Below are 15,615 nucleotides of genomic sequence, written 5' to 3'. Positions count from 1 at the left end.
TTGGCCGCAGCATCTGCATCAGGCATCTTGGTTTTTGGCAAACCTGTATTCAATTTTGTCGACTTTTTTTCAGAAGCTTCAGCTTTACCTGAAGCCTTTTTGCTAACCGCTTCTTTTTTTGAAGCCGACTTTCCTGAAGAGGTTTTTTTAGGTTCTGTTTTTTCCGAAGGCTTTTTACCTACACCTTTAGGACCTTTTACGTCTCCCGATTCTTCAGCAGATTTTTTGCCCTTGTCTACAGGACCTTTCGGAGCTTTTCCGGTGCCTGAAATATTTTTATCTATATCTTTTTTATTACTTTCTTTTTTAGCCATGATTTATTGTTTTATGCATGATTTAATTCCCCTAAGCGGGATCAAGACCCAGTCTGGCCGGTTGTTTAGTTCGTAGTTCATCTCATAGATTGCTTTTTCAAGCAGGAAGATCTGCATGAGGATCTCGGTATCATCCTTGTCTGGTGGTATGAAATCATTTTCCCCAACATGCTTATAATAACCTTCCAGGAAAATTTTGGTGACCACATAATACCAGTTATCGGCCCATGTGTCTAATTCTCCTTCTTTGTTATGATCGTCAATTTCAGATTCCATTATACTGCTATAGGCAGCGTAATGAAAGGAGCGAACCATACCGGCTACATCGCGCAGCGGCGAACGCTTTAATCTTCTTTCACTAAAAGACCTTGCCGGTTCTCCTTCAAAATCAATTATTACAAAGTCTTTACCTGTCCATAAAACCTGGCCAAGGTGATAATCCCCGTGGGTCCTAATTTTCATTATAGGAATTTTGTGGTCGTAGACTTTTTTGAAGGTGCTAAGCACTTCTGCTTTCATATCCAATACTTCCTGTGCTTCCTCCTGAATATGCTTCGGAAGGGTTTTAATACTCTTCTGAAGGTTTTGGAAGGCATTCCGCGTAAGGGATTGTAAAGAAGAGAATAATGATCTCTGGTAATGCAAAGAGAAAGGTTCCGGCTCAAAATCTACCTCCATTGGGTTTGCAGCCAGTGCCTTGTGCATCTCGGCGGTTCTTTGTCCCAGCAGGAACATTCTTTCGGGAAAAACAGCCCCCAGTAATTCTTTCATGTTTTCTGAAAGATCCTGGTAGGAGAGCGGACTCAGCGTATGCGCTATTGGCTCGTACTCCTGGTCTTTTGGCAAGGTGAGTACCCTGTCAAAAAAGCGGTTTAAGGCATCCTTTGTATAATCCCAGGCATCTCCCTGGTTTGGTACCAGATCTTGCATCATACCCAACACGATAATGTTCTTGGGGTCGGGTTTGTATTCTATTGCTCCCACAAATCGGGGGGAATTCTTATATTCTGTTTTTTCAGTAAGATATCGGGTAATCTCCAGGTCTGGATTAATGGTGTTATCAAGTTTCCTGTACAACTTTAAAAAATACCTGTTGTCAAAAATAAGCGAGGTGTTACTTTGCTCTGCATTAAGGATCTTCGAATGAACCTTTTCTGCTTCAGCATCAAATTGATCTTCACTGTGATAGAATACCAGGTTACCACGCCCACTATTTAGTTTTCTTCCTTTTTTAATATTTCTGAAGAGCACATTTCTGAAGTTTTCACTGTAAACCGAATCAAAGAGATAACCTTCTTCCCCGTCTATCTTAAGTTTTGCAATAATTCCTTTCCCCGGAATATCCTTGTATGCATCTTCTAAAGTTTCACTCATAAAACTGAGTGGCAGCTGATATACTTCCGGCAGGCCATCATTATAACTCACTTCAATAGTGATTAAAGTTGACGGAATATCTTTTACGGGTATGTCTACCTTATTCACCACAGAGATACTCTGAATGACTCTTGATTTGCCCCCAAACCAGCGGCAGGTGTTGAGGTACCCGGGAAGTATATTTTGTTCTAATTTGGTTTTGGTCTTATTATTTAGAAGTTGCTCCCAATTATCAATGCTCAAAGCCGGAGTTTCCGATTGTGCTACATGGCCTTCCTCTTTTTGTAACTGGAACCAGTAGTAACCGTGAGGCGCCATGGTAAAAAGGTAAGGATGCTCGGTGATTCTTGGAAACTTATTGTGACTAAAGACCTCTACGGGAATATAACCTTCATAAGCTTCCAGGTCTAGCTCGGCTGCCTGCGGGAAGCGGGAAAGGTTCCCTAATACCAGAATGTCTTCATCTTCAAAGGTTCTGGTGTAAGCTATGATCTTGGCATTACTCGGCGAAAGGAAATTAATATCACCACGGCCAAAGGCCTTATATTTTTTTCTCATGCTAATGATCCGCTTCATCCACCATAATAGTGAAGAAGAGTTCATCTGTTCGGTCTCAACATTTATAGACTCATACTTGTATGCAGGATCTATAATAACCGGAAGGTAAAGCTTATGAGGGTTGGCGTGGGAGAACCCTGCATTACGGTCAGACGACCATTGCATTGGTGTTCTCACCCCATCGCGGTCTCCCAGGTAATAGTTATCACCCATGCCTATTTCATCTCCATAATAGATCACCGGGGTACCGGGAAGGGAGAACAGCAGTACATTCATCAACTCTATCTTGTTGCGATTGTTCTCAAGCAAGGGAGCCAGCCTGTGGCGTATCCCCACGTTGATCTTTGCCTGCGGGTCTTTAGTGTAGACCTTGTACATGTAATCTCTTTCTTCATCGGTAACCATCTCCAGGGTCAATTCATCGTGATTCCGAAGAAAAATGGCCCACTGGCAGTTCTCAGGGATTTCTGGTGTCTGGTCAATAATATCCATAATAGGATACCTGTCTTCCATTTTGACCGACATAAACATCCTGGGCATAATGGGGAAGTGATAGTTCATATGGCATTCATTTCCTTCTCCAAAATATGCCGCCGAATCTTCAGGCCACATGTTTGCTTCTGCAAGCAGAAGTTTATTTTCATACTTGTCATCTACATGTGCCCTTAGCTTCTGAAGAAATTCATGGGTCTCGGGCAGGTTTTCACAATTGGTGCCTTCTCTTTCAAAAAGATAAGGTACTGCATCAAGCCTGAAACCATCTACACCCAGGTCAAACCAGAAATCGAGCACATCAAAAACTTCCTGCTGTACCTTTGGGTTGTCAAAATTTAAATCGGGTTGATGGCTGAAGAAACGGTGCCAGAAATATTGCTGTGCAACAGGATCCCAGGTCCAGTTTGAAGGTTCGGTATCTGTAAAAATGATTCGGGTGTCCTTATATTTTGTGGGATCATCGGTCCAAACGTAATAATCTCTTTCGGGAGAACCTACGGGAGCATGGCGTGCTTTCTGAAACCATGGATGCTGGTCTGAGGTGTGATTAATTACCAGCTCGGTGATGATCTTTAATCCCCGTTCATGGGCTTCATCTATCAATTTTTTGAAAGTATCAAGATCTCCGTAAGAAGGATTGATACTGTAATAATCGGCTATGTCATAACCATCGTCCCTAAGGGGGGAAGGATAGAAGGGTAACAGCCATATTGCGGTGACCCCCAGGTCTTCCAGGTAGTCCAGCTTTTGCAGGAGACCTTCAAAATCTCCTATTCCATCACCATTGCTATCAAAAAAAGCTTTAATGTGCAGTTCGTAAATAATAGCATCTTTATACCAGGTTTCCTGATCGCTCGCTTGCAGTGGTTTGATCATTGGTTATATCTTTTTTACTGTATTGGTTTCTTAGTTTCAACTTTTAAAATATGTGCGGGAATGGCTCTTGGGTGCAGCTCTACATAATTCCATGCATCCTGCCATATATAACTGGCTCCTGTTAATAGGTCTTTCACCGAATAGGAGTCATGATCACCTATTTCCAGCCTTTCGAGAGGAACTTCTACCCAGCCAGATTGTGTATGGTGAGGGTCGAGATTGACTACAATGATTAATTTGTTGTTACCATCTTTATCAACCTTTGAATAAGAGATCAATTGATCATTATCTGTTTTACAGAATTCTATATTCCAGGTGGTTTGCAGTGCTTCGTTCTCATTTCTTATTCTGTTCAGGATACTAATCATCTCCTTGATACGGGTGTTCCGGTGCCAGTCCCAATGGTAGATCTGGTATTTTTCGGAATGAACATATTCTTCTTTTCCGGGGTAGGGCTCATTAAGACCGAATTCAAAGACGGGGCCGTAGAGACCGTAATTAGAAGACATTGTTGCTGCCAGGATCAATCTTATAAGGAAAGAAGGCTCCTCTTTGTGCTCCAGGGAAATAGGAAGAATATCAGGCGTGTTGGGCCAGAAATTGGGCCGGTAATATTCCCGTACTTCCGTTTTAGTTAGTTCGGTGAGATATTCCTCAAATTCTTCTTTTGTATTTCTCCAGGTGAAATAAGTATAAGACTGGTTAAAGCCTATTTTTGCCAGTTCTTCCATAACTCTGGGCCGTGTAAAAGCTTCGGCCAGAAAAATTATTCCCTCGTGGTCTTTGTTGATTTCACTTATGCACCATTCCCAGAAAGGAAAGGTCTTGGTGTGCGGATTATCAACTCTAAATACCGTAACCCCTTTATCAATCCAGAATTCTACAATACTTTTTAATTCATCCCAAAGGTTCTCCCAGTCTGCTGTTTCGAAATTTACCGGTAGTACATCCTGGTATTTCTTCGGCGGATTTTCGGCATATTGTACTGTACCATCAGGCCTCCATTTAAACCATTGTGGATGATCTTTAACATAAGGATGATCTGGGGAACACTGTATAGCAAAATCCAGTGCTATTTCAATCCCCATATCTTTAGCCTTTTTTACAAGTCGGGTAAAATCTTCCATAGTTCCCAATTCGGGATGAATGGCTTTATGACCACCTTCTTTGGCTCCAATAGCCCAGGGTGAGCCGGGATCTCCTTCCTCGGCTTCCGTAGCATTATTAAGGCCTTTGCGGTGGCTGCGTCCTATTGGGTGGATTGGCGGAAAATAGATAGTGTCAAATCCCATTTTTGACACCTCAGGAAGTATGTTCTCACAATCCCTGAAAGTTCCGTGCTTACCTTTTTCGGGAGATGCCGATCTTGGAAAGAATTCATACCATGCGCTAAAGAGGGCTTTTTTTCTTTCTACTCTTACCTCCAAAGTTTTGTCGTATGGAAAAGCTTTGTCGCGATCTCTTGATTCATACATTGCTTTTGAAGCTGAGTCGCTCAAAGCTTCAGAAACCGCTCTTTGCCCATGCTCTTCATCCCGCAAGAGCTCAATCCATTCTTTCAGCTTCTTTTTATTGGGTGCAGAGGCGCGGGGAAGGGCTTCTTCCATAAGTTCGGCTCCTATAAGTAACTCAGTTTTGAGATTTTGATTGGCGGCGGCTTTTTTCTTAAGGCCATCCTGCCAGGTTAAAAAATGATCTACCCATGATTCTATGGTATATTCATAATCTCCGGTCTCTCCCAAAGCAAAGGTTGAGCTCCAGTGGTCGTTACCCTCAAAGATCATTGGCTGTTCCTGCCATTTCTTCTCACGACCCCGGCCTTTCTTTTTCTCGCGGAAAAGAAGTACAGCATCTACCTTGTCATGACCATCTCCAAAGATGTCGGCTTCAAGTTTTATGTCTTCGTCTACAACTCTTTTTATAGGATACTTTCCACAGTCAATTTGGGGTTTTACATTTCTAATACTAACTCGCTTATGACCATTAATTTTCATAGGGTGATTTTATTGGATAAATGGTTGATTATTTCCCGAAATGCCCGTGATTTCGGGTCTATCTGCATTCTAAAACACTTAAATTTAGGTAAGTATATGCACACCCTTAGTTAAAAAACTATTAAACATTAAATCTTCCATTTTATCCTTCTTAGCTTTGAGTGTATTTGAAATTCAGGAAGAAAGATATTTATGGGAAAGAAAGTTGGTGCAGTATATATAGGACATGAAAAAGTTGAATTTTGCGTATGGGCACCTGTTGCCGAATCTGTTGAAGTACACTTCGAAAAATCAGGAAAATCTGAAGCTCTTATAAAGGACGAAATAGGCTACTGGTCTAAAGAAGTTCAAAATATCAAACCGGGCGCAACATATAAATACCGCATTGATCACAAAGATGAATTTCCCGATCCTGCTTCTCTTTCACAACCCAAAGGTGTTCATTCCTGGTCACAAGTAGTAGACCATAAGGCCCATCAATGGCAGGATGAGCTATGGAAGGGCAGGAAGCTTTCAGAAATGATCATCTATGAACTGCACGTGGGCACCTTTACCCAGGCAGGTACTTTTGAGGCAGTAATCAATAAGCTCGATCATCTTGAAGAATTGGGTATAAATACACTCGAACTTATGCCCATTGCTCAATTTCCCGGGGCGAGAAACTGGGGCTACGATGGGGTTTATCCTTTCGCGGCACAAGATAGCTACGGGTGCGTTGCAGGCCTTAAAAAACTTGTAGACGCCTGTCATGCCCGGGGTTTTAGCATCATCCTAGACGTGGTGTACAACCACCTTGGTCCCGAAGGAAATTACATCTCCCAATACGGGCCGTATTTTACAGATAAATACCACACCCCGTGGGGTAGTGCCCTTAATTTTGATGACGAATATTCCGATCAGGTGAGGCATCATTTTATACAGAATGCGCTTATGTGGCTTGAAGATTTCCATTTAGACGGATTGCGGCTCGATGCGGTTCATGAAATTATAGACAGGGGAGCGAGGCATTTTCTTAAAGAATTGAGCGAGAAGACAGATGAGCTGGAGGCAAAGACAGGAAGAAGTTACGCGCTTATTGCCGAAAGTGATCTCAATGACACCAAATTAATAAAAGACTACGAGAGCGGCGGCTTTGGACTGGAAGGCCAGTGGGTTGACGATTTTCACCATGCCCTGCATACGGTGCTAACAGGTGAAGACGCAGGTTATTATGCCGACTTCGGAAAAATGGAATACCTGGCGAAATCCTTTAAACAGGCTTTTATCTACGATGGAATTTACTCTCCTTTTCGCAAACGCAGTATAGGTAACAATCCTGAAGGAATGGAGCCATCAAATTTCGTTGTATGTATCCAGAATCACGACCAGGTGGGCAATCGTCTTTTGGGAGAAAGAATGGCCGAATTAGTCAGTTTTGATAAACAGAAACTCGCTGCGGCAACTTTACTTTCAGCACCTTTTATTCCTATGCTTTTTATGGGAGAGGAGTTTGGGGAAAAAAACCGCTTTCAGTACTTTATTAGTCACGGTGACCCTGATCTTGTAAAAGCAGTGCAGGAAGGGCGAAAAAATGAGTTTGAGTACTTCTTTCACTCTCATTCTGAAGGAGAATTTCCCGATCCGCAGGCCGAAGTTACTTTCAAAAATTCTAAACTGAACTGGGATTTTCAGAAAGATGCGCAACAAAATCAGCTTTTTAACTTTTACAAAGAATTGATAAGACTGAAGAAAAACGGTGCTTTTGAGATGTTTGGTCATCAAAATGCCATTTTTGAGGCTTCTGAAGACAAAAAACTTCTGAAGGTATCTGCACAGGAAGGAAATTCAGCTTTAACCGGGATCTATAACTTCGGAAATTCAGTTTATTCAGAAAAAACTTCAGAAAAAGTAAATCCACAGGTCCTGATTTGTTCCGCAGATAAGAAATGGGGCGGAAACAAGGAGTTGAAAGAGCTTGTAGATCCAGAAAATATTACTGTGCCTCCAGAGTCTGTTTTGATTTACAAATCTTAAAAAAGATCCTTTAAAAATGCCCTTTTTGGAACCTATGTTTCAAAGGGGGATCACTAACTAATTAAAAAATATTATGAGCAAGAAATATGTATGTGTGCACGGGCATTTTTACCAGCCACCAAGAGAAAATCCCTGGTTGAACAAGGTAGAGATACAGGAATCTGCATACCCTTACCACGACTGGAATCACAGAATTAATGCGGAATGTTATGTGAGGAATTCTGCTTCCAGGATCCTTGATAAGGAGGGAAAAATACAGGCGATCATGAATAATTATGCCTGGATGAGTTTCAACATTGGCCCAACTTTACTGGCCTGGATGCAAAATGAAACTCCCGAAACTTATGAAGCCATCCTGGAAGCCGATAAGTTGAGCCAGGAAACCTTTTCGGGTCATGGCGCCGCCCTGGCCCAGGCTTATAATCACCTGATCATGCCCCTGGCCAATAAGAGGGATCAGGAAACACAGGTAATTTGGGGAATCGAGGATTTTAAATCCCGCTACGGCCGTATGCCCGAAGGCATGTGGCTGGGAGAAACTGCCGTGAATACCGATGTGCTTGAAATGCTGGCAAAACACGGGATAAAATTTACCATTTTGTCGCCGTATCAAGCTAAACAGGTGAGAAAAATTGGCACAAAAGACTGGGAAGACGCCACAGGTGCCAAAGTAAACACCCGCCGTGCCTATACCTGCAAGCTGCCTTCGGGCAATGAAATAAGCCTTTTCTTTTACGACGGCCCGGCTTCACAGGCAGTGGCGTTTGAAGGGCTGCTCAATAACGGGGAAGCCTTTGCCGATAGACTTAAAGGCCAGGTTGCCGATCACGACAAAATGGAACTTGTACATATTGCAACCGATGGCGAGAGCTATGGTCACCATCATAAGCTGGGGGAAATGGCTCTTTCTTACTGCCTGCACTCGCTGGAAGAGGATGAAGAGGTAAATCTTACCATTTACGGAGAATTCCTGGGAAAGTTTCCTCCCGAATATGAAGCACAAATTATTGAAGATACCTCCTGGAGCTGTTATCATGGCGTAGAACGCTGGCGCAGCGACTGTGGTTGTAACACCGGTGGCAATGAAGACTGGAACCAAAAGTGGCGTAAACCCCTGCGGGAGGCTTTTGACGGGGTTCGGGAGAAACTCATAGTTCTTTATGAAAAGCAAATGCAACCCTATACTTCCAATCCCTGGGAAGTGAGAAATAAATATATACAGGTGATCCTCAACCGGGAAAACAGTAATGTAAAGAACTTTCTTTCAGAAAATTTTGGAGGGGAGCTTTCCGAAGAGGATGAAGTGAAACTGCTTAAGCTACTGGAAATGCAGTACCACACTATGTTGATGTACACCAGTTGTGGCTGGTTCTTTGACGAGGTGAGCGGCATTGAATCTATGCAGGATATTTTCTATGCACAACGGGCTGTGCAGCTGGCTGAAGAAGTAAGTGGCGACAGTTACGAGCCAGATTTTGTAGCATCGCTCAAGAGGATACCGAGTAATATTCCGGAATATGGCACTGTGCATAAGGCTTACGAGCTTTTTGTGAAACCTATGGAGCTCGATATGATAAGGATTGGAGCCCACTATGCCATCTCTTCTATTTTTGAAGAATTTCCCGAAGAGGTGACGCTTTATAATTTTAGTGCTACTACCAAAGCCAGTCACTATTATGAGGCCGGAAAACAAAAACTAATGATTGCCCGTACAGAGTTTCGCAGCGATATTACCTGGGAAAAGCTTGATATCTCGTATGCCGTGCTATACATGGGAGATCATCATATTTTTGGGGGAGTAAGGCAGTATATAGACGCCGAATCACTTGAAGAACTGCACAATAAAATGTCTTTTTACTTCGAAAAAGGAAATATTTACGAGATTTTCAATTTGATGGATACGCACTTCGGAAATCACAATTATTCCTTCTGGCATTTGTTCAGGGATGAGCAACATCTTATTATGAAACAGGTCATGGAAAACAACCTGAAAGGGGCCGAGGGTGCTATGCAGCAGTTGTATGACAACACTTATCCTTTATTGAAAACCTTCCAGGAGATTGACATGCGGGTTCCCTCCAGGCTCAAATTACCTGTAGAAATGGCCGTTAACAACAGGCTTATAAAAGAACTCAAGAAAAAAGACTGCAACTTTAAAAAGCTGGAGCTCCAAATAAAATCGGCAATATCTATACAGGCCAACCTTGACATGGTGACCCTAAACTTCCTTGTTGACCGTCGCCTTACGGAAAAAATGCTGGAACTCGAGAAAAATCCGTTAGATCTTAAATTGCTGAAAAAGGTAAATTCCCTGCTTCAAATGCTGGAAGATACGCCGTTATCTCCCGAAAAATGGCAGGCACAGAATATCACTTTTGGCATAAAAGAAGAACATTATCAGGACATGCTTGAGCGGAGTGAAGAAGGAGATGAAATCGCATTAAAATGGGTGCCGGCCTTCCAGGAGCTTGAAGAATCTGTTAACCTCACTGTCGAATGAAAAATCCTGTTTCTACATATAGAATTCAGCTTTCCCCTGAATACACGCTTGAAGATCTCAATGAAATTCTCGACTACCTTGAAAAACTTGGGATTTCTACCATTTATTCGGCACCTTTTTTTCAGGCGCGCAAGGGGAGCAGCCACGGCTATGATATTACCAATCCGTTTAAACTCAATAAAGCAATTGGAAGGCTTGACACCTTCAGGAACCTAAGTAACAGGCTCAAACAAAAGAAGATGTCATGGCTGCAGGATATCGTTCCCAACCACATGGCTTTTGACGGAGACAACATCTGGTTGCAGGATATCTTTGAACTTGGCCCTGAATCTTTGCACTATAATTTCTTTGATATAGATTGGGAACAATCAGGAAAAGTTATGGCCCCATTTCTTGGAAATCCCCTGCCCGGGGTCATTAAGAACAAAGAATTACAGCTTAAGGTGTCAAAAAAGGGATTTTTGTTCAGGTATTTTGATCATGAATATATGGCTTCTGCCCGTTCTTACGCAGAAATCCTCGGAAATGAAGTCGGTGAAAAATGGCAGGATAAATTCAGGAATTTTTCGGGTGAAAGTGAGAATTGGGAAGAGTTGAAAGAATATTTCCTGAGGGAGTATGACAAAGAACCAGACTTCCGAAGTAAAATTGACAATAGAGTAGAAGAGATCAACGCTTCCGAAGAAAAAATCAGGAAGATCCTCGAAGAACAGTATTTTTTACCGGCTCATTGGAAAGAGACCGAAACCAACATTAATTACCGCAGATTCTTCACCATAAATGATCTCATTTGCTTACGAATGGAAGACAAAGAGGTTTTTGAGAGTTATCACCGGTTCATACTTCAGTTGTGTGAGGAAGATCTAATTCACGGCCTGCGCATTGATCATATCGACGGACTCCTGGATCCAAAGGCTTATCTTGAAAGGCTTCGGGAAAAGCTGGGGCCCGATTTTTACATCACTATAGAAAAGATCCTGGAATGGGATGAAAAATTACCTGTACACTGGCCGGTAGAAGGCACTAGTGGATATGGGTTTTTAGCGACTGTAAATCAATTACTTACCAACCCTAAGAGTGAGAATGAATTTTTTAACGCCTATCAGGCACTTTACCCAAGGCTTGAAGATTATCATGACCTGGTGTATGAACAAAAGCTGTTTATCCTGGAAGAGAGAATGGGGGGCGAATATAAAAACCTGTGGGAACTGGCTTTAAAGTTCGATCTGCTCGAAAAAGAGGAAAAATACAAGCGGGCTTTAGGGGCATTTTTGGCTGCCTTTCCTGTATATCGCATTTATCCTGAAGAATATCCCTTGAGAAAGAGGCAAAAAAAGATCATTGATGCAGCTTTTAAAACTGCTGCCGCACATAAGCCCGATCTTAATAATGAGCTGGAAAAGGTTAAAGATATTTTTCTGGGAGAGGCAAAAAAAGACCGTGAAAACATGCTGCAATTCCTGCAGCGGTGTCAACAGTTCACGGGACCTTTGGCGGCCAAGGGCGTTGAAGACACTACCTTTTATATTTATAATGAATTGATCTCCCACAATGAAGTTGGGGATTCACCCGAAAATTTTGGGCTCTCTGTGAACGGTTTTCACGAGAGGATGAAGTTACGGCTCGAAGATTTTCCGCTTTCTATCAATGCTACCGCGACTCACGACACCAAACGTGGGGAAGATGCCCGCATGCGGCTCGATGTATTGAGTGAAGTGGGAGAAGAGTGGTTTCAAAAAGTAGCCGATTGGAGGGAGATTGCCAAAAATGTGAGAAAAGATCCTGCTGTTCCCAATGCAAATGAAGAGTATTTCATTTTCCAGATGTTCATAGGAGCCTGGCCATATATTGGCGAGCAGGGAGAAGAATTTTTAAAGCGATCTACAGCCTACCTGCAAAAGGTACTTCGCGAGGCCAAGGAGAATTCGTCATGGGCTGCACCAAATGAAGGCTATGAAAATAAAGTATATGGTTTTCTTGAAGCACTGCTGAAAAACCCGTCTTTCAAGAAATCATTTACCCAATTTCACGAGAAGATCTCGGCATACGGAGCAATAAAATCGCTTTCTCAATCTCTGCTGAAAGTTACCGCCCCTGGAATTCCCGATATTTACCAGGGTACCGAACTTTGGGACCTGAGCTATGTAGATCCCGATAACCGCCGGCCTGTAGATTATGAACTTCGGAAGAAATATCTTTCAGAATTTGATTCAGTAACTCCCGAAGAATCCGGGCAGCACCTTGAGAACCTGAAGCAGGATTACACTTCAGGAAAGATCAAGATGTACTGCCTGCACCGGGCACTTAAAGCGCGTAGGGAAATTCCCAATACTTTTGATAAAGGGGAATATATCCCGCTGGAAGTTAAAGGGGAATTGCGCGAAAGCGTAGTGGCTTTTGCCAGGAAGGATGAAAAAAATACGGTTCTGGTTATTGTACCGGTAATGGTCACCCATCTTTTTACTGAAGATCTTCAGATTAATGACCAGAAACAGGAGCTGAAGGTAATTTTACCTGAAAATTTAAAAGGATCCTTCAAAAATGTGTTTACCGAAGAAGAATTTTTTTCCGAAGAAATTGATGTTCAAAAGCTATTCAAAAGCTTTCCCGTTGCACTTTTAAAAAAGAACAATTAATATGAAACTAAAAAGAAGCAGTGGAATTCTTTTACATATCACCTCTTTACCTGGCAGGTTTGGGATTGGAGACCTGGGGCCCGAAGCCTTCAAGTTCCTCGATTTCCTGAAAAGCTCGGGTTATACCTACTGGCAAATCCTTCCGCTTAATCCTACAGACGGAATTTATCATCATTCCCCCTACAGCAGTCATTCGGCTTTTGCGGGGAATCCTTTGTTGATTAGTCCGCAGTTACTGGAAGAAGAAGGTTATATCAACCTGAAGGATTTCCCTGTACCTCAAGAAATGCAGGCTAAAAAAGTCATTTTTGACACCGTAGTAACCTACAAAAACCAAATCTTTGATGCAGCTTACAGGAAATTTAAGTCGGCCGGGACAGTAGATCCCGATTTTTCTGAATTTTGTCAAACTCACGCCGACTGGCTCGATAATTACAGTCTTTACCTTGCCCTGCGTTACAAGTACGACAAACAAAACTGGACCGACTGGCCGCCCGAACTGCGGGACAGGAAACCTGAAGCCTTGCAAAAGGCTCAAAATGAATTAAAAGATCAAATTGAGCGGGAAAAGTTCGTGCAGTTCCTGTTCTTCTCGCAATGGTCCCGTTTAATACTTGAAGCCCACAATAACGGAATTCAGATTTTTGGAGATGTACCATTTTATATAAACCACGACAGTGCAGATTGTTGGGCAAATCCGGAAATATTTAAACTGGATGATCAAAAACAACCGACACATATTTCGGGTGTACCCCCAGATTTGTTCAGTAAAACCGGGCAATTATGGGGAACTCCGGTATACGACTGGAAAGTGCTTAAAGCAAACCACTACAGCTGGTGGAAAGAGCGGCTGCGCCAAAACCTGCTCCTGTTTGATGTGGTGCGAATTGACCATTTTAGGGCCTTTGCCGATTATTGGGAAGTACCGGCAGGGGAGAAGACAGCAATTAACGGAAAATGGACAGAAACTCCCGGCGTTGATTTCTTCAATCAGGTAAAAACTGAATTTCCCGGGATGCCCTTTATCGCAGAAGATTTGGGATTATTGGATCAGGCAGTGTATGACCTTTTGGAGGAGTTTGATTTTCCGGGCATGAAGGTGCTGCAGTTTTCTTTTGGAGATGCCAACCGGAAGAACCCATACATACCATATAATCACGACTTCAATAGCATTGTTTATACAGGCACCCATGATAACAACACTACCGTGGGCTGGTTTACAGACAGCGGAAAAGAGGTGAGGGAGCATTTGGAGCGATACACAGGCCAAAAAGTCACAGAAAAAAATGTTCATGAAGTGCTTTACCGAATGGCATTACAATCTGTAGCAGCTGTGGCTATTCTGCCTTTGCAGGATATTCTTGGGCTGGGCAGCGAAGCTATAATGAACACTCCCGGAAGTACACAGGGAAACTGGTCATGGCGAATTACTTCAGAAGGGATTCCGCATGAAAGGGCAGAAGAATTTTACGAACAAAATGAATTATTTGGAAGAATTCCGCAGTAAAATACGCTTCAAAAATGCCATTTTTGGAAGGAAAAATAGCGGTGTTTTTCTTTCTGAAATAATTTCAGATCTTACTGAAGTTGAATGGAAAAATTGAACTGGTAATAATTCAGTACAAAGATAGTTTATACAACAAAGGCTGTCTCAAAAGATCAATTTTACTTGATTGAATTTGAGACAGCCTCTACTAATTATAATCGAATCTTTACGCTGCTAAATATTTTTTGCAGGCTTCTTCACATTCGCGACATGCTTTTGCACAATCCTGGCAGTGTTGTGTTTCGTGTTGTTCACATTCTTCGGCACATTCTTTACATACCTGTTCACAATATTTTACCAGTCCTGTGGCGTTGGCATCTTTAATGGCTAAAATATCTGCAAGCGAAGCACAGGCAGAGGCACACACTTTATCTTTTCTGATACAATCAACCATTTTTTTGAGGTTGTCTTCATCAAGGCAGGCATCTGCACAATAGTTGCAGTGGTTGATACAGTTTGATAACTTATTTAAAAATTCCTGATTTCTCATTGTATTGGTTTTTGGTTAAACTTAATCTTGACTTCAAGTTACCAAAAATGAGCTGCTATAGGCTCCTAATTGCTGTTAAACAATGTTCAACAAAGGGTTAAAAGTCATGTTTTTCACCACTTTAGAGATTTGGAATAGATACCTATACTATTATATGAATATGTCGAAATATTCAATCAGGATGATATAAAAGCTCTCAAAAAATCTTCTAAGAATATCATATCAGGCTAATTTTCCTGGTCGTAACTTCTAAAATACTCCAGCATTGCCCGGCTTTCTTCTTCACTCATATTTTGATTTGCCATAACGGCCATATTTGATTCTATGAGTAATTTTTTGGCAATGGGATCTTCTTTGATCATTTTCTCAGGCCTTAAGATCATGTTCATGATCCATTCGGGGTTACGTCTTTCAGTCACCCCTGCAAGGGCAGGGCCAATAGATTTTTGATCCATTTTATGGCAGGCTGTACACATATTGTTAAACAATTCTTTTCCGCGAACTGCCATAGCTTCATCTATGTTTTCGTTGAGATTCAAATTATCTATTGGGCCAACGCCTTTGTTCTGCATATTGTCTACTTCAGCAGTTGTAGAAGCTGCTTCCGGTACCACTTCTTTTTGTACTGCAGTACTTTGGTCGGTTATTTTAATTTTTTCCTTTTGTTCTTTTTCACCACAGGCATTGAGTAAAAGAGCTAAAAAGGCTAAAAAAAAGTAGGATTTTAGTTTCATAATGATAGTGGTTATGGGGTTAAGTCTTATAAATTTATAACAATATAAGATAAAAAGATAATAAGGCCTTTAAATATTGTAATAA

8 protein-coding genes are annotated in these 15,615 nt (G+C 41.9%); 4 read left to right on the top strand and 4 right to left on the bottom strand.

Annotated elements, in window-relative coordinates:
- Positions 1–317: 317 nt before the first annotated feature.
- Together treS and ACQ93I_RS11305 are read right to left on the bottom strand one after the other, a co-directional pair.
- Positions 318–3,617 carry a maltose alpha-D-glucosyltransferase gene (gene treS / locus ACQ93I_RS11310; RefSeq protein WP_431698629.1) on the bottom strand — a complete coding sequence of 1,100 codons (3,300 nt, stop codon included), beginning with the start codon at positions 3,615–3,617 and terminating at the stop codon, positions 318–320.
- 14 nt (positions 3,618–3,631) lie between these two features.
- Positions 3,632–5,611, bottom strand: coding sequence for an alpha-1,4-glucan--maltose-1-phosphate maltosyltransferase (locus ACQ93I_RS11305; protein ID WP_431698628.1), 1,980 nt, complete (start codon positions 5,609–5,611; stop codon positions 3,632–3,634).
- A gap of 192 nt (positions 5,612–5,803) precedes the next feature.
- Here ACQ93I_RS11305 and treZ point away from each other — a divergent pair, with 192 nt between their 5' ends.
- The 4 genes from treZ to malQ all read left to right on the top strand — a co-directional run bounded on the left by treZ (position 5,804) and on the right by malQ (position 14,267).
- Complete coding sequence (treZ, locus tag ACQ93I_RS11300; RefSeq protein WP_431698627.1) at positions 5,804–7,624, top strand: malto-oligosyltrehalose trehalohydrolase; 1,821 nt, start codon at positions 5,804–5,806, stop codon at positions 7,622–7,624.
- A gap of 73 nt (positions 7,625–7,697) precedes the next feature.
- Positions 7,698–10,124: a DUF3536 domain-containing protein gene (locus ACQ93I_RS11295; protein WP_431698626.1), complete on the top strand. Its 2,427-nt coding sequence runs from the start codon at positions 7,698–7,700 to the stop codon at positions 10,122–10,124.
- Positions 10,121–12,760 (top strand): malto-oligosyltrehalose synthase, encoded by a 2,640-nt coding sequence (treY, locus tag ACQ93I_RS11290; RefSeq protein ID WP_431698625.1) that lies wholly within the window; start codon positions 10,121–10,123, stop codon positions 12,758–12,760. The genes ACQ93I_RS11295 and treY overlap by 4 nt, the downstream gene beginning before the upstream one ends.
- Before the next feature lies 1 nt (position 12,761).
- Positions 12,762–14,267, top strand: a complete 1,506-nt coding sequence (gene malQ / locus ACQ93I_RS11285; RefSeq protein WP_431698624.1) for a 4-alpha-glucanotransferase — start codon at positions 12,762–12,764, stop codon at positions 14,265–14,267.
- A gap of 205 nt (positions 14,268–14,472) precedes the next feature.
- Here malQ and ACQ93I_RS11280 read toward each other — a convergent pair whose 3' ends face one another.
- Positions 14,473–14,796: a four-helix bundle copper-binding protein gene (locus ACQ93I_RS11280; protein ID WP_266068624.1), complete on the bottom strand. Its 324-nt coding sequence runs from the start codon at positions 14,794–14,796 to the stop codon at positions 14,473–14,475.
- 227 nt (positions 14,797–15,023) lie between these two features.
- Positions 15,024–15,530 (bottom strand): c-type cytochrome, encoded by a 507-nt coding sequence (locus tag ACQ93I_RS11275; protein ID WP_431698623.1) that lies wholly within the window; start codon positions 15,528–15,530, stop codon positions 15,024–15,026.
- Between the last annotated feature and the right edge of the window lie 85 nt (positions 15,531–15,615).

Source organism: Salinimicrobium sp. WS361 (genome assembly GCF_050750585.1).
Taxonomy (GTDB): domain Bacteria; phylum Bacteroidota; class Bacteroidia; order Flavobacteriales; family Flavobacteriaceae; genus Salinimicrobium.
Note: the sequence above shows the minus strand (reverse complement) of the source record. Positions and strands in the feature narration are given on the sequence as shown.